The 22,352-nt window shown below is 64.2% G+C and carries 17 protein-coding genes and 1 pseudogene; 11 read left to right on the forward strand and 7 right to left on the reverse strand.

Features of this window, described 5'->3' with window-relative positions:
* Window positions 1-15: 15 nt before the first annotated feature.
* A pseudogene (locus tag FHY18_RS03440) lies at window positions 16-144 on the forward strand (phosphatidylserine decarboxylase); the annotation flags it as partial.
* A gap of 411 nt (window positions 145-555) precedes the next feature.
* On the opposite strand, the gene FHY18_RS03445 reads toward FHY18_RS03440, so the two are convergent.
* Window positions 556-2,139, reverse strand: coding sequence for a transglycosylase SLT domain-containing protein (locus FHY18_RS03445; protein ID WP_259151227.1), 1,584 nt, complete (start codon window positions 2,137-2,139; stop codon window positions 556-558).
* A gap of 283 nt (window positions 2,140-2,422) precedes the next feature.
* Between FHY18_RS03445 and FHY18_RS03450 the strand changes: the two genes are divergently transcribed.
* Both FHY18_RS03450 and FHY18_RS03455 read left to right on the forward strand, forming a co-directional pair.
* Complete coding sequence (locus FHY18_RS03450) at window positions 2,423-3,928, forward strand: DUF853 domain-containing protein (protein WP_259151229.1); 1,506 nt, start codon at window positions 2,423-2,425, stop codon at window positions 3,926-3,928.
* A gap of 66 nt (window positions 3,929-3,994) precedes the next feature.
* Window positions 3,995-4,510: a hypothetical protein gene (locus FHY18_RS03455; protein WP_115511298.1), complete on the forward strand. Its 516-nt coding sequence runs from the start codon at window positions 3,995-3,997 to the stop codon at window positions 4,508-4,510.
* Window positions 4,511-4,577: 67 nt separating this feature from the next.
* Here FHY18_RS03455 and nudK read toward each other — a convergent pair whose 3' ends face one another.
* The gene (nudK, locus tag FHY18_RS03460; RefSeq protein ID WP_259151235.1) at window positions 4,578-5,177 is read right to left on the reverse strand and encodes a GDP-mannose pyrophosphatase NudK; all 600 of its coding nucleotides are present in this window, start codon (window positions 5,175-5,177) and stop codon (window positions 4,578-4,580) included.
* Between the two features lie 436 nt (window positions 5,178-5,613).
* Between nudK and FHY18_RS03465 the strand changes: the two genes are divergently transcribed.
* The gene (locus FHY18_RS03465; RefSeq protein WP_259151236.1) at window positions 5,614-6,888 is read left to right on the forward strand and encodes a hypothetical protein; all 1,275 of its coding nucleotides are present in this window, start codon (window positions 5,614-5,616) and stop codon (window positions 6,886-6,888) included.
* 240 nt (window positions 6,889-7,128) lie between these two features.
* Here FHY18_RS03465 and FHY18_RS03470 read toward each other — a convergent pair whose 3' ends face one another.
* A complete protein-coding gene (locus FHY18_RS03470; RefSeq protein WP_259151237.1) occupies window positions 7,129-8,595 on the reverse strand; it encodes a rhomboid family intramembrane serine protease in 1,467 nt (488 codons plus the stop codon).
* 113 nt (window positions 8,596-8,708) lie between these two features.
* On the opposite strand from FHY18_RS03470, the gene greB reads away from it, so the two are divergent.
* Entirely contained in the window at window positions 8,709-9,215 is a 507-nt protein-coding gene (gene greB / locus FHY18_RS03475) for a transcription elongation factor GreB (protein WP_259151238.1), read from the forward strand.
* A gap of 121 nt (window positions 9,216-9,336) precedes the next feature.
* Here greB and rimO read toward each other — a convergent pair whose 3' ends face one another.
* Entirely contained in the window at window positions 9,337-10,710 is a 1,374-nt protein-coding gene (gene rimO, locus FHY18_RS03480) for a 30S ribosomal protein S12 methylthiotransferase RimO (RefSeq protein ID WP_259151239.1), read from the reverse strand.
* Between the two features lie 183 nt (window positions 10,711-10,893).
* Here rimO and FHY18_RS03485 point away from each other — a divergent pair, with 183 nt between their 5' ends.
* From FHY18_RS03485 to FHY18_RS03500, 4 genes are all read left to right on the forward strand, one after another.
* A complete protein-coding gene (locus FHY18_RS03485) occupies window positions 10,894-11,556 on the forward strand; it encodes a dienelactone hydrolase family protein (protein WP_259151240.1) in 663 nt (220 codons plus the stop codon).
* On the forward strand, window positions 11,553-11,990 hold the full coding sequence (locus FHY18_RS03490; RefSeq protein ID WP_259151242.1) for an HIT family protein: 438 nt from the start codon (window positions 11,553-11,555) through the stop codon (window positions 11,988-11,990). Before FHY18_RS03485 ends, FHY18_RS03490 begins: the two co-directional genes overlap by 4 nt.
* Window positions 11,991-12,018: 28 nt before the next feature.
* Window positions 12,019-12,186: a DUF5668 domain-containing protein gene (locus FHY18_RS03495; RefSeq protein ID WP_005994260.1), complete on the forward strand. Its 168-nt coding sequence runs from the start codon at window positions 12,019-12,021 to the stop codon at window positions 12,184-12,186.
* A gap of 385 nt (window positions 12,187-12,571) precedes the next feature.
* On the forward strand, window positions 12,572-12,757 hold the full coding sequence (locus FHY18_RS03500; RefSeq protein WP_259151244.1) for a DUF5668 domain-containing protein: 186 nt from the start codon (window positions 12,572-12,574) through the stop codon (window positions 12,755-12,757).
* A gap of 22 nt (window positions 12,758-12,779) precedes the next feature.
* Here the strand turns inward: FHY18_RS03500 and dcd are convergent, their stop codons facing one another.
* A complete protein-coding gene (gene dcd / locus FHY18_RS03505; protein WP_010366727.1) occupies window positions 12,780-13,349 on the reverse strand; it encodes a dCTP deaminase in 570 nt (189 codons plus the stop codon).
* A 95-nt stretch (window positions 13,350-13,444) separates the two neighbouring features.
* Window positions 13,445-14,296: an iron-sulfur cluster carrier protein ApbC gene (apbC, locus tag FHY18_RS03510; protein ID WP_259151255.1), complete on the reverse strand. Its 852-nt coding sequence runs from the start codon at window positions 14,294-14,296 to the stop codon at window positions 13,445-13,447.
* 774 nt (window positions 14,297-15,070) lie between these two features.
* On the opposite strand from apbC, the gene FHY18_RS03515 reads away from it, so the two are divergent.
* On the forward strand, window positions 15,071-18,130 hold the full coding sequence (locus tag FHY18_RS03515) for a TonB-dependent receptor (protein WP_259151257.1): 3,060 nt from the start codon (window positions 15,071-15,073) through the stop codon (window positions 18,128-18,130).
* Between the two features lie 108 nt (window positions 18,131-18,238).
* Here FHY18_RS03515 and FHY18_RS03520 read toward each other — a convergent pair whose 3' ends face one another.
* Window positions 18,239-19,834 (reverse strand): NAD(P)/FAD-dependent oxidoreductase, encoded by a 1,596-nt coding sequence (locus tag FHY18_RS03520; RefSeq protein WP_259151258.1) that lies wholly within the window; start codon window positions 19,832-19,834, stop codon window positions 18,239-18,241.
* Between the two features lie 346 nt (window positions 19,835-20,180).
* Between FHY18_RS03520 and FHY18_RS03525 the strand changes: the two genes are divergently transcribed.
* Window positions 20,181-22,283 (forward strand): M13-type metalloendopeptidase, encoded by a 2,103-nt coding sequence (locus tag FHY18_RS03525; protein WP_259152484.1) that lies wholly within the window; start codon window positions 20,181-20,183, stop codon window positions 22,281-22,283.
* Window positions 22,284-22,352 lie beyond the last annotated feature (69 nt).

Consider the following 22,352-nt stretch of genomic DNA (forward strand, 5'->3'; position numbering starts at 1 on the left):
TTTGAATGAGGCGCGGCGCGCTTCAACTACGGCTCGACCGTGATCGTGCTGCTGCCGCCAGGTGTGGCCAAGCTCGATGGTGGACTGGCTGCGGAAACAGCGGTTCGCTTGGGTCAAACGCTCGCGCGTCGCCAGGTGGGATGATCGCAGCGGTGCGCCGATTGCCGCGGCGTCCCCTATCCCCGCGGCAATCGGCGGGAGACGACGACGCCGTTGTAGGAGCGGGCCTGACCGCGACAGGGCATTCTCGATAGCGTTCGTGCGCAGACGCGTGGTGCACCCCCGCCTCCGATGCGGAGCGCTATCGCCTACGTTGGAGCTATGGGGACGGCTTTGTCGCGGCCAGGTCCGCTCCTACGAAGGGCGCCATTCTCGATAGCGTTCGTGCGCAGACGCGTGGTGTACTCCCGCCTTCGATGTGGAGCGTTGTCGCCTACGTTGGAGCTAGCCGGACGGCTTCGTCGCGGCCAGGTCCGCTCCTACCGGGCACGGGCCGGCGTAGCTCGCCGCGGCGGCTGGCCGATGCTCTAACCGGCGAGGGACTGCTTGCGCTGGTCAGCGATCGCAGCCGGCCAGCTTGATGCTCTGCCCCGGCTTGAGCGCATACGACGGCGCCTTCAGGCCGTTGGCCTTGGCCAGCTCCTTGATCTCGCACTGGTACTTCTGCGCGACGCGGCCGAGCGTGTCGCCCTTGGCGATGGTATAGCTGCGCACCTGCCTGGCCTTGGGCTTGGCAACCGCCGGCTGGCCGGTGGCCACGGTGGTCGGCACGCCGGCCATCGGGCTGACATCGCCCACTGCCACGCTGGGCACGTACTCGGGGGCGCTGCTGCTGCGCACGATCGCGCTATTGAGATCGGCGGTGATCAGCGTGCGTGCCAGGTCCGCGCGCGGGCCGTTGACGCAGTAACGCGTGTACAGGCTGGCAATGCGGTTGGTGGCGTTGATCACGGTGCCGGCCGGAATCCAGCCATCGGATTCGTAGCGCGGGTTGAGGTTGCGCAACGCGCGCATGTAGCCGTCGCGCGTGCCCATGCTGCCCAGGCAGATGGTCAGTTCATAGATGGTGGTCGACTTGGCCAGCTTCAGCGTGGCTGGTTGCGCATCGAGCTTGGCGAAGTCCACGCCGTACTGGCGCGGGTGCAGGAAGATCCACGCCGCCGCGATCACCATCGGCACGTAGTCCTTGGTTTCGGCCGGGAACTGGTTGTACACGTCCTGCTCCCAGAACCCACGTCCGCCGCTCTGGGTAAATACGCGCGCGGCGCGGCCCTCGCCACCGTTGTAGGCGGCTAGCGCCAGTTCGATGTTGCGGTTGAGCCCGGCCATGCGCTCGTTGAGGTAGGCGGCGCTGGCTTCGGCGGCGCTGCGTGCATCGAAGCGCGTGTCGAAGCCGGTGCCGTCCGGGCCCAGCCCGAAGCGACGCCCGGTGGCCGGCATGAATTGCATCAATCCGGCCGCGCCGGCACGCGAGCTGGCGTGCACCTTGCCGTTGGATTCCTTGGCCATGATGCCGAACAGCAGCGCCTCGGGCAGGCCGCGCTTCTGCCATTCCGGCCACATCACCCCGCGCAGGTTGCTGTAGTTCTCGTAGCTGGTCAGCAACGCCGGGCGCATGTCGGTCAGCCAGCGGCGGATGCCGGCCTGCACTGCCGGGTTGTATTGCACCATCTTGTCGAAATCGTGGCGCTGGTCGTTGAGCAGCGTGGCGGCACGCGCCGCCTCGGGCACGCCGTTCGCCGCCGGGCCCAGGTGGTCCGGGTCGGCCTGCAGCAGCGTGTCGTCGTCTTCGGGATCTTCGGCCGCCGGCGCTTCGGCATCGGCGCGTGCCTTCAGCAGGCGCTTGTAGGTGGCCAGCTGGTTGGCGACCAGGCAGCCGCGCTGCTTGATACACGCATCGATGACGTCTTCCATGTCCTCCAGCGCGGCATCGCCTTCGGCGCTGCCCTTCGGGTCGGAGTTGTTCACCAGCACCAGCGCATCGCGATAGCGCTTTTCGGCGGCGGCCATGCGGACATCGAGCACGGCGGCCTTCTCCGTGTCGCGCTTGGAGATGGCGTGGGCGGCGGGGACGACAGACATCAGCGCCACCACAGCCAGGACAGGCCATGGGCGCAAACCAAAATGAGCGAGCGGCATCGGAGACAGTGCAGCGGAAAGTCAGGCAGGGTAGCCGCCGGGGCGACACCGGGGCAAGGCAACGCCGCCGGCAGGTCAGTGGCGCGTTAGCTTGGGGTGCCCGCCCGATGCATTGAAGACTGGCGGAACCGGTTGTCTGGCACCTGCGCGCATGCGGTCGATCGTGCTGGATCCCGGTGCCGGCGCGTCGCACAGGCTGACCGTCACGCCCCAGCCGTCGCTCGCCGATTTGCGCGACAAGCTTGCCCGCTAGAATCCGGTCTTTCCTCACTGGATCTGCCCAATGGCCTCGTTCCTGCTCGGCAAAGGCGTCACCGACGATATCCCGGTCGTGCTCGAAGGCCGCTTCGGCAACCGTCATGGCCTGGTGGCTGGCGCCACCGGCACCGGCAAGACCGTGACCCTGATGACCCTGGCCGAAGGCTTCTCGCGGCTGGGGGTGCCGGTGTTCCTGGCCGACGTCAAAGGCGACGTGGCGGGCCTGGCCGTGGCCGGGGACGGCGCGCCCGGCGTGCTGCAGCGCGCCACGGATGTGGGCATCGCCGATTACGCGCCGGCCGCCAGCCCGGTGGTGTTCTGGGACCTGTACGGGCAGCTCGGCCACCCGGTGCGCACCACCGTGAGCGAAATGGGCCCGACCCTGCTTGCGCGCATCCTGGAGCTCAACGACACCCAATCCGGCGTGCTGGACATCGTGTTCAAGCTGGCCGACGACCGCGGCCTGTTGCTGCTGGATCTGGACGATCTGCGCGCATTGCTGGCGCTGGTGATCGAAGAACGCAAGGAGCTGTCGACCAGTTACGGGCTGGTCTCGGCGCAATCGGTGGCCGCGATCCAGCGCGCCCTGCTGCGGCTGTCGCAGGATGGCGGCGAGCAGTTCTTCGGCGAACCGGCGTTGGAGCTTTCCGAGCTGATGCGCGTTGCACCGGACGGCCGTGGCGTGATCGGCATCCTGGCGGCCAACCAGCTGGTGCTCAAACCGAAGCTGTATTCCACGTTCCTGCTGTGGCTATTGTCCGAGCTGTTCGAGGGCTTGCCGGAAGTGGGCGACCTGGAACAGCCCAAGCTGGTGTTCGTGTTCGACGAGGCGCATTTGCTGTTCGACGATGCGCCGGCAGCGCTGGTGCAGCGGATCGAGCAGGTGGTGCGGCTGATCCGCTCCAAGGGCGTGGGCATCTATTTCTGCTCGCAGTTTCCCGATGATATTCCCGACACCATCCTTGGCCAGCTCGGCAACCGCGTGCAGCATGCGTTGCGTGCCTACACCCCGCGCGACCAGAAAGCGGTCAGGACCGCGGCGCAGACCTTCGTGGGCAACCCCAAGCTCGACGTGGCCACTGCCATCTCCAGCCTGGGTACCGGCGAGGCGCTGGCATCGCCACTGCAAGGCAAGGGCGTGCCGGCCCCGGTACAGCAGACCCTGATCGCGCCGCCACGCTGCCGCATGGGCGCCATCAGCGCGCCCGAACGCGCGCAGGTGCGCGCAACCAGCCCGGTCGGCACCCGCTACGACACCGCAGTCAACCGCGAATCGGCCGCCGAGCTGCTGGCGCGCCGCGTCGAACAGGTGGCCGAGCAGACCGCCGCCCCGCCTGCACGCACCCGCGAGGACGAGGACGCGCAGGACAGCGGTTTCGGAAAAGCGGTCAAGGACGCCGTATTCGGCACTGGCCGTCGCCAGGGCATGCTGGAAACGATGGCCAAGCAGACCTCGCGCACCATCGGCAGCAAGATCGGCCAGCAGATCGTGCGCGGCATCTTCGGCAGCATTTTTGGTGGGAAGCGTTGAGTAAAACGAATAACCACAGGGACGAACACTATGCGCAAGATATGGATGCATCTTTGTGGGATTGCCATGCTTGTTCTGACTGCAACTTGCGGAGCACAGGAGAAAACACGCAACCCCAACTACGACTACCACGATCCTGGCTATGGCCCAATCAAGTGGCCATTGCGCAGCCAACACCTTCTCGCCGGCCATTACTCAGGCCTCTTGCAGATAGAGGGCGAACGCCCTGAATGCGCAAGTGCACACGCTGACTTGTGGCTGGAAGCCGCCGTCAAGGATCAGAAAAGTCATCGCTATACGTTGAAGTACACCTGTCTGTCTGGACAAGATCCTAAACATCACAGACAGACAGTGACCTTGCGTAGTACCTGGTGGGTGGATGAGATCGCGGGCAGCTGCTTGATCTTGCAAGCAGAGCCCGACCCACGCTTTTCCTATCCCTCTCCGCTCTACGGATTCCGGATTGATGAAACCGACAACCCCAAACCCGGTGTTGCTGAGTTCCTATCCCAGGATGGCGGAAGCTGTCAGAGCGGCGGAGCATCCGAATACCAGGACAAGTTCCTGAAGCGCGTGCATTGAGTTGCAAGCGACCTAGATCTTTGGCAGCCGACTCTGAGGCGCTACCGCCATAGCGCAACGTGCTGCTCTATGCCAACACACCATGCAACTTGGCGTACTGCAACAGCATGATGGTCTTGGCATCGGCGATTTCGCCCGAGCCGATCATCGCCAGCGCTGCATCCAGTGACAGCTCGAGCACCTCGATCTCTTCGCCGTCTTCTTCGAGTCCGCCGCCCTCGCTGACCTTGTCGCCGTCGAAGTATTCGCCGATGAAGAAGTACAGGCGTTCGGTGACCGAGCCGGGGCTCATGAAGGCCTCGAATACCTTGCGCACGTTGTCGATGCGGTAGCCGGTCTCTTCTTCGGTTTCCTTGCGGATGCAGGTCAGCGCATCGTCCTGGTCGAGCAGGCCGGCGCAGGCTTCGATCAACATGCCGTCCGGGTTGCCATTGAGCAGCGTCGGCAGGCGGAATTGGCGGGTCAGCATCACCGTCTGCCTGGCGCGGCTGTAAAGCAGGATGGTGGCCCCATTGCCGCGGTCATACGCTTCGCGCGACAAGGTCTGCCAGCGGCCATCCTTGCGCTGAAAGTCGAAGGTGACCTTGCGCAGCACATACCAGTTGTCGGACAGCACATCGATGCTGCGAATGCGAACCTGCGGGGTGTCGGCGACGGATGGATTCAAGCGAATTCCTTGCAATGGGGGGACCGGCCGCACCTTCGCGATTGCACGCAAGCGCATGCCGCCGGCAGCACCATCGCCACATGGCGGGCGGCCGACAGGTAGCGAACCACAGGTTCTGCGCAGAAGTCCATGCGCGGCTGACGGAAATGATGGCCCATGGCCCGCCGAATGCAATGATCACGATCATCGCAATCGGCGCAAGCCCTGCGTGTGCCTGCACCATCGGTGGGCCTTCGCACGGTCGACTGCGCAGGCCCGCCTCCGCCAGCGGCCTGCGTCACACGCCATCCATCGCTGCGCGCAGGGCAGCCGCCTGGTCACAGGCGGGCGCCCCGCCCCCACTCGACTGCACCTCCGCGAGCCAGACGCGACCCCCAATTGCACCCGGCCGCGCATCGCCTCACAATCCCTTCACATCACACGCCTGGGGAGCGTCATGGAAGATCGTTTTCGCGCACGCAAGGCTGCCGCGCAGGCTGCGCCTGCACCGTTCTGGACCCGCATTCCGGCGATCGCCACCTATCCGCTGCGCGGCCCGGCGCTGTATGCGTTGATTGCGCTGACCCTGTGCAGCGCGTTGCTGGTGTTGCCGGGCATCCTCAAACTGGTGGTCATGGGCGTATTGGGCATGGCGACCTACACCTACGCCTTCGACATCCTGCGGCATACCGCCGATGGCCAGCCCGATGCGCCCCGGCTCGGCTATGACAGCTTCGACAGCGCGGTGCTGCGCCTGATCCTGCTGGCCATCGCATTGGGCATCGTGATCGGCGTCGCCGCCGGGATCGCAGGCCCCTTCGGGCTGACCATCGCCTACCTGGGCACCATGTTGCTGCTGCCCGGCATGCTGATCTCGCTGGCCATCGACGGCAGCCTGCGCCGCGCGCTCAACCCGGCGGTGTCGATCGACATGGCGCTGCGGATCGGCTGGCCGTATCTGGCCGCCTACGGGCTGCTGTACGTGATCCAGGGCAGCGGCACGGCAGCGGTCTTCGTCGCGCTGAAGTACCTGCCGCCGCTGGTGCGCGAAGCGACGGTGATGATGACCTCGATCTGGACCCTGTTCGCCAGTTTTCATCTGCTCGGGTATCTGGTGTACCAGTACCACGAAGAGCTGGGCTACGTACCCAGCGGCGGGGCTGCGCACGAACGCATCGACCCGGACCAGCGCCTGCTCGACGAGGCCGAACAATACGTGCGCGACGGCCATTCCGACGAGGCGTTCCAGGCCCTGCGCGGCGCGGTGCGCTCGCGCGCGGTGAGCCTGGCGGTGCACGAGCTGTATCAACGCCTGCTGCGCCAGCATCATCGCAACGACGAGCTGCGCGAGCATACCCGGCAATACATCAACCGCTTGTTGCAGGAGAAGCAGGAGCGTCGTGCGCTGGCGCTGCAACGCGAGGCACTGGATCTGGATGCGGCATTTACTCCGTTGACGCCGGAGCAGGCCACCCTGCTGGCCGAGCGCGCCAAGATGGCCGGCCAGTTCCAGCTTGCGACCGATGGGCTGCTGGCCGCCATCGCGGGCTGGCCACGCGATCCGATGTGGCCGGGCTGGTCGCTGGATGCTGGCCTGATGCTGGCCGAGCGATTTGGCCGCGACGAGCAGGCCCGCGCCATCCTGCAAAACGCCGCGGATCGCTGCGACGACGACGCACAACGGGCGAAGCTGGATGCAGCATTACGGGCGGTTGCGATCCAACCGGCCTAGCGCATCCCAGACACCGCCGCGAGCGGTCGCGAGCCGTATGCGAAACGTCTTGACGCGCTGCATAAACCGCCTGTACGGCCGCACGGCGGACGCCGTCGGCACTGCCGACGGCATGCATTGGGATGCCGAGCGCGCCATCCACGCGCAACGACGACCGCTCGCCAGGTTCCGCAGCCGCTCCTGATGCGGCTTCAGACCCCCGCCGTCGATGCCCGGAATCTGGTCGAACGCGCCGCCGCGTCAACCATTCTCAAGCAGGAAACGGGCCTTCGCCGCCTGGCCCTGCTCCGGAAATTGATCGCGCACCAGCTGCAGCAACCGCGTGCGCTGCTCGCCGGCCTGCAGTTCGCCATGCCGCAGCGCCAGCACAAACCAGTGCTGGGCCAGCTCGGCGCGTGGCGCATCGATGTCGCACTCCTTCAATAACCGTTCGGCATCGGCCAGCAGCCCGTTACGCAGGCACGCATCGACCAGAGCCATGCGTGCCGGTAGCGCAACGGCGATCTTGTCCTTGCTCAGTTCTGCTGCCACGCCCAGCTGCACGCGCGTCTGTTGCGCGTGATGGCTCGGCAGGTGCAACAGTGTCTGCGCATGACGCACGACGTCCTGGGTGCGCCCGGCGTTGCGCGCAACGCGGTAACGGGCCAGCGCGACGTCCTGGCTGTGTGGCTGCTCGCTGGCCAGCTCGGCAAGCAGCCGCTCGGCTTCGAGGTTCTCCATGCGGCCCAGATGGCGTTGCGCACGCTCCCAGCGGTCGTCCACCTGCGCGGCGGCGTCCTCGTCCATGAAGGCCGGGCGGGTTTGCCGCACTGCCACCAGCAGCGCGCCGAGCAGCGCACCGCTGATCAACCCGCCGGCATGCGCCTCGAACGCGACACCGCCGTTATCGCTCCCCAGCAGGCTGTAAAGCTCCCAGCCCAGCCACAGTGGCAGCAACAGGATCGCCGGCCCGCGCACGTAGTTGAAGACCACAAAAAACCAGTAGAAAAACCGCACACGACGGCGGCCCCACACCACGCAGAACGCCCCCATCAAGGCGGCGATGGCACCGGACGCGCCCAAGCCACCGCCGGGCTCGCCCCAGCGCCACCACAGGCTGGCTGCGCTGGCGCCAAACCCGCCCAGCAGATACAGCAGCAGGAACCAGCCGCTGCCGATCGCCCCTTCCAGCAAGGTGCCCAGCGCCAACAGAAACACCATATTGCCGAATAGATGATCGAAGTCGCCATGCAGGAAGGTGGCGGTGAGCATGCGTGCCGGCGACCACTCCGAGCTGCGTTGCAGATGACGCAGCGTGAACACCTGGGACAGGCGGGCATCGTAGGGCGCACGCAGGCCGCGCCATTGGCGCATCTGCGCTTCGTCCTTGAACAGCGTGCCTTCGCGCAAGGCCTGCGCGAAGGCGACATCGTGCATGGTCAGATGCGCCAGGTACGCGGTGCGCTGCGGCGCCGGCACGCTGTCCAGCTTGCCCTGCCGCGCAGCGCGTCGCTTGGGGTCAGCGGTCTGCGCCAGGTAGCGCGCGTGGGCCTGCGCTTCCAGCGTGCCCAGCCCGGACTCGACGTAGTAGTGCACGGCGTTGTCGACCAGGTCGTCGTCCCTGCGCTGATAGCCGAGATAGACGACGACATTGATCAGCACCAGCAGCAGGGTCACCCAGGGGATGTTGTGGCGCGACCAGGGCTTGTGCAGCGGCATGAGCAACATGACGACGTCCGTGTCTTGAGAATGGCGCAAAGCTTCGCCGTGCGGCGACAGATGCGCAAGTGGAGCATGCGCGCTAGCATCGCGCCCCACTCCCTCGCCCCCCAAGCCTGTCCATGAGCCGCTGGCGCCCGCCCGCCGAAAAAAGCACTGCCTTGATTACGCCCGAAGGTCACGCCCGTCTGAAGGTCGAACTGGAGGATCTGTGGCGGGTGCGTCGACCGGAGGTGGTACGCGCGCTCGCCGCAGCTGCTGCCGAGGGCGATCGATCGGAAAATGCCGAGTACACCTATCGCAAGAAGCAGCTGGGCGAGATCGACCGGCGTGTGCGCTATCTCAGCAAGCGGCTGGAAGCGCTGCGCGTGGTGGATACCGCGCCCACCGACCCGCACGCGGTGTTTTTCGGTGCACAGGTGGAGCTGGAGGATGCCGATAGCGGTGAGCTGTTGCACTATCGCATCGTCGGCCCGGACGAAACCGATGCCGGCCTGGGCTGGATCAGCATCGATTCGCCGCTGGCGCGCGCGCTGCTGAAAAAACGCGTGGACGACGAGTTCGAAGCGCAGCTGCCGGCAGGCAAGCACACCTTTGTGGTGGTGTCGGTGGATTACGGCAGCCCGTAGGCATCCATTGGCAATCTGCTGCGGCGTAGGAGCGCACTTGTGCGCGATGAGGCGTTATCGATAACGCCTCATCGCGCACAAGTGCGCTCCTACGGACCGATGTGTACGGGCCAGCGCCCAGTTACACCATCTGCAGATTCAACGACCGCCCTGGCTGGATTGCGACATTGGCCGGCAATGCATCGCCGAACAGATCGTGCTCGTCGCTGTCGGTGATTTCCACATCGACCAGGTCGCCGACCTTCAGCCCAAGCTCGCCGCCGTTCTGGATATGCACCAGGCCGTCGATTTCCGGCGCGTCCGCACGCGAACGGGCCACTGCGATGTCGTCTTCGACCAGGTCGACCAGGCATTGCTGCACGCTGCCGATCTTGGCCTCCAGCCGCATGGCGGAGATTTCCGCCTGCCTGGCCATGAAACGCGCCAGACGCTCCTGCTTCACTTCTTCCGGCACCGGGTCCGGCAGCGCGTTGGCGCTGGCGCCGTCCACCGGCGAATAGGCAAACGCACCGACGCGATCCAGCTGCGCCTGATCCAGAAACTCCAGCAGCGATTCGAACTCGGCATCGGTCTCGCCGGGGAAGCCGACAATGAAGGTGGAGCGCACCGTGATCTCCGGGCACATCGCCTTCCAGCGCTGCACGCGCTCGAGGGTTTTTTCCACCGCACCGGGCCGCTTCATCAGCTTGAGGATGCGCGGGCTGGCGTGCTGGAACGGAATGTCCAGGTACGGCAGCAGCTTGCCTTCGGCCATCAGCGGAATCACATCGTCCACGTGCGGATACGGATACACGTAATGCAGGCGCGTCCACACCCCCAACTCCGACAAGCCTTCGCACAATGCCTTCATGCGGGTCTGGTACGTGCGGTCGCGCCAGGGACGCTCGGCGTACTTCAGATCCACCCCATAGGCCGAAGTGTCCTGCGACACCACCAGCAGTTCCTTGACACCGCCGCGTACCAGCCGCTCGGCTTCGCGCAGCACCTCGTCTACCGGACGCGAGGCCAGATCGCCACGCATCGAGGGAATGATGCAGAAGCTGCAACGGTGGTTGCAGCCTTCGGAGATCTTCAGGTATGCGTAATGGCGCGGGGTCAGCTTGATGCCGTAGTCGGGCACCAGATCCACGAACGGGTCGTGGCGCGGCGGCAGCGCCGCGTGCACCGCCTCCATCACGCTCTGGTAGTCCTGCGGGCCGGACACCGCCAGCACCTGCGGGTAGGCCTCGCGGATCTGCTCCGGGCGCTTGCCCAGGCAACCGGTGACGATCACCTTGCCGTTGGCGTTCATCGCCTCGCCGATGGCGTCCAGCGACTCGGTCACCGCCGAATCGATGAAGCCGCAGGTATTGACCACCACCACGTCGGCCGCGTCGTAGCTGGGCACGATGTCGTAGCCCTCCACGCGTAGCTGGGTGAGGATGCGTTCGGAGTCGACGAGCGCCTTCGGGCAGCCAAGGCTGACGAAGCCGACTTTGGGGTTCAGCTGGGACATGGAAGCAGGAGCCTGGGAAACGGAGCGGCCTGGGGCCTGGGCAAGGCCAATTATAGCGGCGTGCGGGCGGCGCTCTGAACCGCCTGGCCTCGCCAGCCCGGCCGGCTTTGCGAAACCCTCACTTTTCGCGATGCCGGTCCGGTCGATAATGCGCGTCTCCCTCGCTGCACATCAGGAATTCCCATGGGTCACTGGACCACGCTCGACACCCCCGACGGCCAGGTTGCCGCCTGGCACGCCACCCCCGCCTCCAGCCCGCGCGGCGGCCTGGTGGTGATCCAGGAAATCTTCGGCGTCAACGAACATATCCGTGCGGTGGCCGACGACTACGCCGCACGCGGCTACGAAGTGCTGGCGCCGGCCTTCTTCGACCTGGAAGAGAAGGACGTGCAACTGCCGTACGACCAGCCAAGCGTGCAACGCGGCCTGGCGCTGGCCAACGCGGTGGGCCTGGAGCGCGCGGTGGAGGTGGTGAAATCCGCCGCCACCTTGCTGACCCGCGCCGGCAAGGTCGGCACGGTGGGATATTGCTGGGGCGGCTCGGTGGCACTGCTGTCGGCCATCCGCCTTGGGCTGCCGTCGGTGAGTTATTACGGTGGCCGCAACACCCAGCTGCTGGACGAAACACCCAAGGCCCCGGTGATGTTCCACTTCGGCGAACAGGACGCCAGCATCCCGCCGGAAGCGATCCAGGCGCACCGCGAGAAACTGCCGCAGATGGAAACCTTCGTGTATCCCACCGGCCATGCCTTCAACCGCAGCATCGACCCCACCCACTACGACGCCGACAGCGCCGAGCGTGCGCTCGAACGCAGCCTGGGCTTCTTCGAGGCGCATCTGGGATGAGCGCACCGGCCTCCCGCGCGTCTGCAGCAAGCGACTTCCAGCTGGATCCGCGGCTGGCGGCCGACAGCGTGTTCGTCGCCGACGGGCCGCTGTCGCAGGTGCGCCTGATGGACGACACCCGCTTCCCCTGGCTGGTGCTGGTGCCGCGCGTGGCCGATGTCAGCGAATGGATCGATCTGGATGGCGGCCAGCAGCGCCTGTTGCTGGCCGAAATCAACCAGCTCTCGCAGCTGCTGCGCGTCGAGCCTGCCGTGACCAAGCTCAATATCGGGGCGCTGGGCAATATCGTGCAGCAACTGCATGTGCACCTGGTCGGCCGTCATCCAGGCGATGCGGCCTGGCCGGGGCCGGTCTGGGGCAGCGGCCCGGCGCAGCGGTTTGCGGCCGACGCACTGCAGGAGCGTGTCGCGGCATGGGCGCAGCGGCTACGATAGGCGCCCGTTCGCCAACCTGCCTTCTCGCATGAAATCCAATGTCGTCGCTGCCCTGATCCTGATCCTTGTCGGCCTGCTGTTTTTGGCCAACAACCTGGGCTGGACCAATCTCAGCCTGGGCAAGCTGATCGCCACCTGGTGGCCGGCCGCGCTGGTGGCCTGCGGCATCGGCATGCTGTTCGGGCGTGGCAAGTAGGTAGGGCTGGGATTGGGGAGTCGGGATTGGGGATTGGTAACAGCGGTGTGTCTCGGTGCTGGTGACTGGGGTGGTTGTCCAGCGGCATGTCGCTGCCCTGCCCTTTGCCCCTCGGGAGAAGATGCCCCGAAAGGCGGCTGAGGGTCCGTGCGAGGACTCATGCCTTCGATGACGCGTTCTGATCCAGCACCATCCCTTGATGCAGTAACGTCTGCGGCCATTGCATCTTCGCTCCCACAGCGTGCGCCTTGATTGCTCCTCACGATCGATGCGCACCCGGCAGCGGCGCGACATGACGACTGTCACCTGCAACTGTTGACTTCCGGCACCTGATTGGCGGGGCCATCGCGCGCAGCATGGCCTCACACCCAACGAGGACGCCGCCATGCACAGCCGCCTGATTCCCGCCCTGTTCCTGATCACCCTGGGAACGCTGTTCCTGCTGAACAACCTCGGCCTGACCAGCATGGACCTGGGCGGCCTGATCGCAACCTGGTGGCCGGCCTTCCTGGTCGCTGCCGGGGTGCGCCAACTGCTGCGCTACCGCGAGAAGACGAGCGCGACCTGCTGAAGAGCACGGCCACGCCCGGGGCTCAGGTGCGCGGCAAGGTCACGCCGGTCTGGCCCTGGTACTTGCCGCCGCGGTCCTTGTACGAGGTCTCGCAGACTTCGTCGGACTGGAAGAACAGCATCTGCGCCACGCCTTCGTTGGCATAGATGCGCGCCGGCAGCGGCGTGGTGTTGCTGAATTCCAGCGTCACGTGGCCCTCCCACTCCGGCTCCAGCGGCGTCACGTTGACGATGATGCCGCAGCGCGCGTACGTACTCTTGCCCAGGCATACCACCAGGGTGTCGCGCGGGATGCGGAAGTATTCCACCGTGCGTGCCAGCGCAAAGCTGTTCGGCGGGATGATGCACACATCCGATTCGATATCGACAAAGCTGCCCGGGTCGAAATGCTTGGGGTCGACGATCGTCGAGTTGATGTTGGTGAAGATCTTGAACTCGCGCGAGCAGCGCACGTCGTAGCCGTAGCTGGAGGTGCCGAAGCTGACGATGCGCTGGCCGGCGGCGTCGTGCTTGATCTGGCCGGGCTCGAACGGCTCGATCATCGCGTGCTGCTCGGCCATGCGCTTGATCCAGCGGTCGCTCTTGATGCTCATGCGGTGTTCCTTGAAGACGGAAGGCGGCGGGCCGAGCGGCCCGCGCGAAGACGGCGAATTCTACCAGCGGCCGGCACCGGAGGCCGGCCGACGCATTACAGCAGCGAGGCGGAAATCGGGATGCTGGCGCGCGGACGCTTGCCCAACTCTTCCGACAAGCGCCTGGCTGCCGCCAGGTAGGCCTGCGCGGCCACCGAGTCCGGCGCGGCGATCACGATCGGCTGGCCCGCATCGCCCTGCTCGCGGATCGCGATTGCCAGCGGCAACGACCCCAGCAACGGCACGCCGTACTGCGCCGCCATGCGCTCGCCGCCACCTTCGCCGAACAGATGCTCGCGATGCCCGCAGTTGCTGCAGGTATGCACCGCCATGTTCTCGACGATGCCCAGCACCGGCACTTCGACCTTCTCGAACATCTTCAGCGCCTTGCGCGCATCCAGCGTGGCAATGTCCTGCGGGGTGGTCACGATCACCGCGCCGGCCACCGGAATCTTCTGCGACAGCGTCAGCTGGATGTCGCCGGTGCCGGGCGGCAGATCGATCAGCAGATAGTCCAGGTCGTCCCACAGCGTGTCGTTGAACAGCTGGGTCAGGGCCGAGGTGGCCATCGGCCCGCGCCAGATCATCGGCGTGTCCTGGTCGACCAGCAGGCCGATCGACATCGCCTCGATCCCGAACGCACGCAGTGGTTCGATCGACTTGTTGTCCGGGCTGTCGGGCTTGCCGCTCAGGCCCAGCATCGCCGGCACGCTCGGCCCATAGATGTCGGCGTCCAGCACGCCCACGCGCGCACCCTGCTGCCGCAGCGCCAGCGCCAGATTGACCGCTGTCGTGGACTTACCTACCCCACCCTTGCCCGAACCCACCGCAATCACGTTGCGGATGCGCGGGTGCGGCGCCAGCGCGCCCTGCACCGCGTGCGTGGCGATCCTGCGTTCGCCGCTCATGCCTGGCCGCCCGGTACTGCGCCGGCTCCTGCGCGCGGAGTGTTGTCCCACATCGTTGCCATTACCTGTCCTATCCCGTGTGCGAGCTACGCGGGCCATGCCCGCCGCAGCGCGAAAGACGCCCAGTTTACCGGCTCGTGTAGACCGGCTCCGCTATTGCATTCGCTGCAAAGCAGGCAATGGCAGCGGCTGTGCCCGCCAGAAGCCAATCCATTCACAATTATGAATAGATGAGGGCGTTTCATCTGCCGAAATCGATGCAGCCCGTACCCAGCACGCGCAGCTACAGGTCATGGCTAGACGAAGCAATTGGACTCTGACATCAACTCGGCGATGTACGACAACGTCTGTCGAAGCTTCTATCTGGGACGACGATGGGAGTGAACGGAATGGCCGCTTGAAAAGAAGCCTTGCTTGTCGGGGCCTCTATTGCCGACATGGCGGGCGCGCCCGCTATTCTTCTCGCCAGCTATCGGCCTGCTCATCGCTGTCGCGACCGCTTCACCCCCCCCCCCCAAAACAGCCCTGTCGCCGGATTATCTGTATCGAATGTAACTACTAAATGTTCGCCATTGTTGAGGTTGTTTCTTTCTCTGTGTCGCAGTCACTGGAATTGTGCCGAGTTCCTCACTTTCGATGCGGATTTCAGTTATTTCATTAACAAATCATTTCGTTTGCTTGCGTTGCAGTGCAGACATTCATTACGTTCGAGTTAAGGCCATCTGACTCCCCGATGACCGCCCCTTATTCGCACTCCCAGTTGAAAGGTCAGGAATGAGCAATCAGTTTCGTCGCCAAGTCCTCAAGCGCACCGCGTTAGCCGTCGTACTCGGTGCTTGCCTAACCAATGGCGCGGTCTACGCGCAGAGCACCACCGGCAGCATCTATGGCAGCGCCCCCTCCGAAGCCGGCAGCACGATCGTCGTTCAGAGCGACACCGGCCTGAGCCGCACCATCACCGTCGACGCGAACGGCCGCTACAACCTCGGCTCGCTGCCGGTGGGCGCCTACACCGTCACCCTCAAGCGCGGCGACCAGATCGTCGACACCCGCAAGAACGTGCAGCTGCGCGTCGGCTCGGGCACCGAAGTCTCGTTTGCTGGTGCCAGCGCCGCAGGCAGCAACGCAGATGCGACCACGCTTGGTGCGATCACGGTCACCGCTGCCAACGCACCGAAGATCGATGTCAGCTCCACCAGTTCTCGCTCGGTGATCACCTCCGAGCAGTTGGCCACACTGCCGCTGGGCCGTAGCGCCGAAGCGATTGCGTTGCTGGCGCCGGGCGCGGTATCCGGTAGCGGAGCCTTCAGCAATGGCTCGCGCTCGGTCGTCTCTTTTGGTGGCTCGGGCGTAACGGAAAATGCCTACTACATCAACGGCTTCAATGTCAGCAACCCGCTCAGCAATCTCGGCGGCGTCAGCTTGCCTTACGGAGCAATCGACCAGCAGGAAACCTACACTGGTGGCTACAGCGCCAAATACGGCCGCTCCACCGGCGGTGTAATCAACCAGCTTGGTAAGCGCGGCACCAATGAATGGCATTTCGGTGTGCAGGCCATTTGGGAACCGGATTCGCTGGCCAGCTCGCCTGGAGACGTCTGGTTCCCGAACAAGTCGCTTCCTGCAAACTACAACTACACCAACCCCGACCAGCCGGGCACATTGTTCCGTCGCTCCAAAGACGACACCCAGACACGAACGGTGTATAGCGCTTATGCAGGCGGCCCGTTGATCGAAGACAGACTGTTTATTTTTGTTGCCGGTGAAAGCGAAAAGACCGAGGGCGTCTCCACCAACTCGGTAATTTCCAGTATCCAGGGACGCAACAACTACGACTACAGCACGCCGAAGTTCTACGGCAAGTTGGACTGGAACATCAACGACAACAACATCCTCGAGTACACCCGAGTGCAGAATACCGATCGACGTGCCGGTTACTACACCGCATTCGATTACGACGGTCTCGTTGGTGGAAACGCGACTGGCACTTTCCCTGATACTTACAAGATCAAGGACACCTACGACATCTTCAAGTACACCGGTTATCTAACCGATGACCTGACCTTGAACGCCACTTGGGGACGCAGCAAACAGCATAACCAGCAGTTCAATCCATTTATTTCGGATCTACCATTTCTGGGCAACGTCACCAACCAGAATCCTGCATACAATGGCGGTACGCCGATCCGCAATGATCAGGCGACAAACCGGGCCAAGGCCGAAGACCCGATCAATAAGACCCGCAGTCTGCGCCTTGAGCTTGAGTACCGCCTCGGCAGCCATGACCTGACTGCAGGTGTGGACAACATGTACTTCAACGCCTACGACGAAGGCGTGCGCACGACTGGCCCAGGATATCAATGGATCTATGGCAAGCAGGCCAATCCGAACGTCCCCATCAACGGAGCACTTGGAGTCGGCCCATCCGGTGGAGAGGGCTACTATGCCCAGCGCCGTATTTTCACAACTACGACCAGCATGGCCGTCGAGCAGAAGGCCTATTACCTGGAAGATCGCTGGCAGGTAAATGACAATTGGCTGGTGACGCTGGGCATTCGCAACGACCAGTTCACCAACTACAACAGCGATCACGTCGCCTACGTCGATAGCGGCGATCAGTGGGCCCCACGCTTGGGCGCCAGCTGGGACGTCTTCGGCGATTCGTCGCTGAAGGTCTTTGCGAATATTGGCCGCTATTATCTCGCCCTGCCAAACAGCGTCGCAGTCCGCGGGGCATCCGCATCGACTTACACCGACGAATATTTCACCTACACCGGTATCGACGCCAACGGCGAGCCTATTCTGGGCACCGCGCTTGGTCCCGGCCCGGTTTCCAGCAACGGCGAATACGGCCAGGCTCCCGATCCAAATGCGTTTGCTCCGACCGATCTGAAGTCGCAGTATCAAGACGAGCTAATTCTTGGCTTCGAAAAGACGCTGGGCGACAGTTGGAATTCTGGTGCAAAATTCACGTATCGTAAGTTGCAGACCGCTATCGACGACGTTTGCGATACCGGCCGCATTGCAACCAAGCTCACGGCGGCGGGCATCGATTCGGATACGGTAGCGATTCCGGGCTGCGTAATGTTCAACCCCGGCGAAACCAACACTTATAATCTGGCTAATGTCGATGGCTCGGGCTACACATCTGTCCGTATGTCGCAGACTGATTGGGGCTTCACGGATAAGGCGAAGCGTAGTTACGTTGCCGTGGACCTATTCCTCGAACACCCGTTCGATGAGAAATGGTACGGTCGCGTCGATTACACCTGGTCGCACAGCTACGGCAACACCGAAGGTCAGGTAAAGTCTGACATCGGTCAGTCCGACGTCTCAAAGACGCAGGACTGGGACTCGGCTGAGTTGATGTACTACGCGGGCGGCAGTCTGGCGAACGATCGCCGTCACCAGTTGAAAGCCTTCGGCGCTTACCAGATCACACCCGAATGGATGGCATCGGCTACACTACGAGTGATGTCGGGCACACCAAAGTCTTGCCTGGGTTACTTCGGAGCTGACGCAAGCGACCCAATTGGATACGGCTCGGGCTACCACTATTGCGCCGGATCGCCGTCTCGACCCGGTGACGCAGGGCGGACACCGTGGATCAAGAATCTCGATCTTGGGGTGACGTATCGCCCATCCTTCGCAGATCACAAATTGGCGCTGGGTTTGCAAGTCTTCAACGTTGTCAACGATCGCTCGGTGACACGTATCGACAGCACCTACGAAGACGACAGCTTTACGGTTTCCAATACCTATGGAATTGGTACGCAACCATATTTCTACAACACTCCACGCTACGTGCGTCTGTCGGCATCCTACGACTTCTGATCGTAGGCGCCGGAAGCGTTGTCACGACGCTTCCGGTGATGTGATTCATGACTCCAAGGCCCTGGTCTCCAGGGCCTTTTTTCATGCGTCAGCCTGGGGGCACAGATCTCACCTACCCAAAATCACCTGCGCCGCATTATGCCCAGGCGCACCAGTGACCCCGCCACCAGGATGGGTTCCCGCGCCGCAAAGATATAAGCCGGGCACCGCGCCGCGATACGCGCCCTGCCCGAGCATCGGTCGTGCGCTGAATAATTGGTTGAGGCTGAGCGCGCCATGGAAGATGTCGCCGCCAACCAAGCCAAAGATACGCTCCAGGTCGACGGGACTCAGGACCTGGCGGCCCAGGATCGATGCAGCAAAACCCGGTGCATACCGCTCCACGGTGGCGATCATCAGGTCGGCGACTTCGTCGCGATGGTCGTCCCAATGGCGGCCATCCGACAGCGTCGGTGCAACATGCTGGCAGAACAGGCTGGCCACATGCTGCCCGGGCGGTGCCAGCGAGTCGTCCAGCTTGCTGGGTATCAGTAGTTCGACCACCGGTTCGCGCGACCATCCCGACGCACGCGCGTCGAGCCAGGCGCGGTCCATGTAGTCCAGGCTGGGGGCCAGAATGATGCCGGCGGTGAGATGGTCGCCAGCGCCGGGAAGCGCCGTGAAATCGGGAAGACGCGACAGTGCGACGTTCATGCGGAAGGTGCCCGAGCCGCAGCGGTAATGGGCGATGCGTTCGCGCGTGGCCTGCGGTACGTCTTCGGCCCGCATCAGGCGCTGGTAGAGCAACTTCGGGTTGACGTTCGCCACCACGGCACGCGCGCGGAGCGTCGCGCCATCGGCCGTCACCACGCCCACCGCACGCCCCTGCTCCATCAGTACCCGCCCCACCGCACAGCCGGTGCGAATCTGCGCGCCGTATTCGCGCGCACTGGCGGCCATCGCCTGGGTGATGGCGCCCATGCCGCCGATCGCGTGGCCCCAGGCGCCCTTGACGCCGTTGCTTTGCCCGAACACGTGATGCAACAACACATACGCCGTCCCCGGCGTGTAGGGGCTGGCGTAGTTGCCGACGATGCCGTCGAAACCGAAGAGCGCCTTGATCGGCGCGCTTTCAAACCAGCGATCCAGGTATTCGGCGGCCGAAATGGTGAACAGGTCGAGCAGGTCCTGCCGCAATGCGATCGGTAACTGCTGCAGCTGCAGCCCCAGCTTGCCCGCACGCCACAGCTGCGGCAACGCACGCAGCCATCCGGCATCGGTGACATCGGGTGGCGGCTGCAAGGCCAGCGCACGCAAGACATCAGCAAGTTGCTCCAGGCGCGCTTCATAGGCTGGCAATGCAGCGGCATCGCGCGCGGAGAACTTGCCGACTTCCAGGGCCGTGCGCCCTGCGCCGGCCAGCAGGTACTCGCCATCGGGCAGCGGCAGGAAATTGTTGATGCGGCGCGCCACCACGCGCAACCCGTGCCGCTCCAATGCAAGATCGTCGATGACCTTGGGCTGCAGCAACGACACCGTGTAGGACGCCACCGAGTTACGAAATCCGGGATGAAATTCTTCGGTGACGGCTGCGCCGCCAACCACATCGCGCGCTTCCAGCACCAGCACGTGTTTGCCGGCCCTGGCCAGATATGCAGCGCACACCAGGCCGTTGTGGCCGGCACCGATGATCAAAGCGTCCAACGGTTCGGAAGCGGTAGGCATGCATTTGTATATAGCACCGCTTGCGCCGCTGGACCATTCGGGCCTTGGCCCCAACTCGCTATCGGCACATCGACATTGACGACCAGGCCACCTGACCACGAGCATGGCAGGCAGCCGCAGCGCCCAGGACGAGAAGAACTCCGGACTGCCGCCACGCACAGCGCCTTGACGGTAACCGTCGCCTACCAGAGCGCGCCTAGCCAGCTCTTCTACACACCCCGCACCCATGACCTTCGACACCATGCCTGTCGGCTGAGCAGGCGTAGAGTGCCGGCCACGGCCCCGTGACGGGGCTCCCCAATCGACTGTTGCTCCTGGAGCCTTTGTGATTCGAACACCTCATCTATTGACGCTGACCCTGGCCGTGGCGGCCGCGCTGAGCGGTTGCAAGAAGTCCGACGACGCCGCGCCTGCGGCCCCGGCGGGCGATACCGCGGCGGCAGCGCCCGCCGCACCCAAGACCCTGACCCTGGACCAGAGCAAGCTGCCGGCGGTGAATCAGTTCACTGCGGCCGACCTGGACCCCAACGGCAACGCCTGTACCGACCTCAACGCCTACGCCAATGCCAAGTTCCTGGCTGCCAACCCGGTGCCGGGCGACCGCACCAGCTGGGGCGCGTTCGAGATGCTCGATGAGCGCTCCAACGCGATCCAGCAGCAGCTGGCCGAACAGGCCGCCGCCGACACCGGCACCACCGGCGTGGAAAAGATCGTCGGCGACCTGTGGTCCACCGGCATGGACGAAGCCAAGATCAATGCCCAGGGCATCGAGCCGCTGAAGCCGGAACTGGCCGCCATCGACGCGATCAGCGACCAGGCCAAGCTGGTCGACTATCTGCGCAGCAGCGCGGCCAAGGGCAACAACGATCTCTTCGGCTTCGGCGCCGAAGCAGACTTCAAGAAGTCCAGCCAGAATATCGCCTACGCGATGCAGGGCGGGCTGGGTCTGCCGGATCCGGAGTACTACACCAGCGCCGGCAACAAGGCCAAGCTGGAGGCGTACCAGGCGCATATCGCAAAGGTGCTTGAGTTGTCCGGCGTGGCTGCTGCCGATGCCGCGGCGCAGGCCAAGCAGGTGGTTGCGTTCGAGACCCGTCTGGCCAAGGTCTCCAAGACCAGCACGCAGATGTCGCGCGATGCCTCGCTGGCCTACAACCCGATCTCGCCGGCCGATGCCGACAAGCTGACCCCGAACTGGTCGTGGACCGAGTTCTTCAAGTCGCAGGGCGTGGCCACACCGGAGATGTTCTCGCTGGCAATCCCCGCCTTCCACCAGGAAGTGAGCAAGATGATCGCCGATACCGACCCGGCGATCTGGCGCGCTTATCTGCGCTTCCACACCGTCGATGGCGCCTCGCCGTTCCTGAGCCAGCCGTTCGTGGACGAGAACTTCGCGTTCTACAACAAGACCCTGCGCGGCCAGAAGGAAATCAAGCCGCGTTGGAAGCGCGTGCTGGCCACCATCAACGGCCAGGCCGGCGAGACGCTGGGCCAGATGTACGTCAAGGTCGCCTTCCCGGCCGATTCCAAGGCCAAGATGGAGACCCTGGTGAGCAACCTGCGCACCGCCTTGAAGGCGCGCATCGAGAAGCTGGACTGGATGAGCCCGGAGACCAAGGCCAAGGCGATCGCCAAGTGGGAAAGCTTCACCCCCAAGATCGGCTTCCCGGACAAGTGGCGCGAGTGGAACGGCCTTGCCACCAATCGCGATAGCTACCTGGGCAACGTGCTGGCCGCGCAGGAATTCAACTACAAGTGGAACCTGTCCAAGATCGGCAAGCCGGTGGACAAGACCGAATGGGGCATGAGCCCGCAGACGGTCAACGCCTATTACAACCCGCTGCAGAACGAGATCGTGTTCCCGGCCGCGATCCTGCAGCCGCCGTTCTTCGACCCGAATGCGCCTGAGGAAATGAACTACGGCGGCATCGGTGCGGTGATCGGCCATGAAATGACCCACGGTTACGACGACCAGGGCAGCCGCTTCGGTGCCGATGGCAACTTCATCCCCGATCCGGGTTGGTGGACGCAGAAGGATCTGGATGCGTTCAAGGCCCGCACCGGTAAGTTGGTCGCGCAGTTCGACGGCTACCGCACCCCGGCCGGGGACAAGGTCAAGGGCGACCTGACGCTTGGCGAGAACATCGCCGACCTGGGTGGCCTCAACACCGCCTACGACGCGATGAAGACTGCCACCGCCGGCAAGGACGACCCCAAGAGCGACGGCATCACCCGCGACCAGCGCTTCTTCCTCAACTGGGCCACGGTGTGGCGCCGCAACTTCACCCCGGAAGAACTGGTGGTGCGCCTGAAGACCGACCCGCACGCACCGGCCAACTTCCGCGCCATCGGTGCACCGTCGAACATGCCGGCGTTTGCCGCGGCATTCTCGTGCAAGGCAGGCGATGCGATGGTGCGCCAGGGCGATCAGCAGGTCGTGATCTGGTAATTGCGCAAATGCGGTAAATCAGGCGGGCGGCGATCCAAAGATCGTCGCCCGTTTTTTTTGGATTCTTCG

The sequence above is a fragment of the Xanthomonas sp. 3793 genome (genome assembly GCF_024806835.1).
Taxonomy (GTDB): domain Bacteria; phylum Pseudomonadota; class Gammaproteobacteria; order Xanthomonadales; family Xanthomonadaceae; genus Xanthomonas; species Xanthomonas arboricola_F.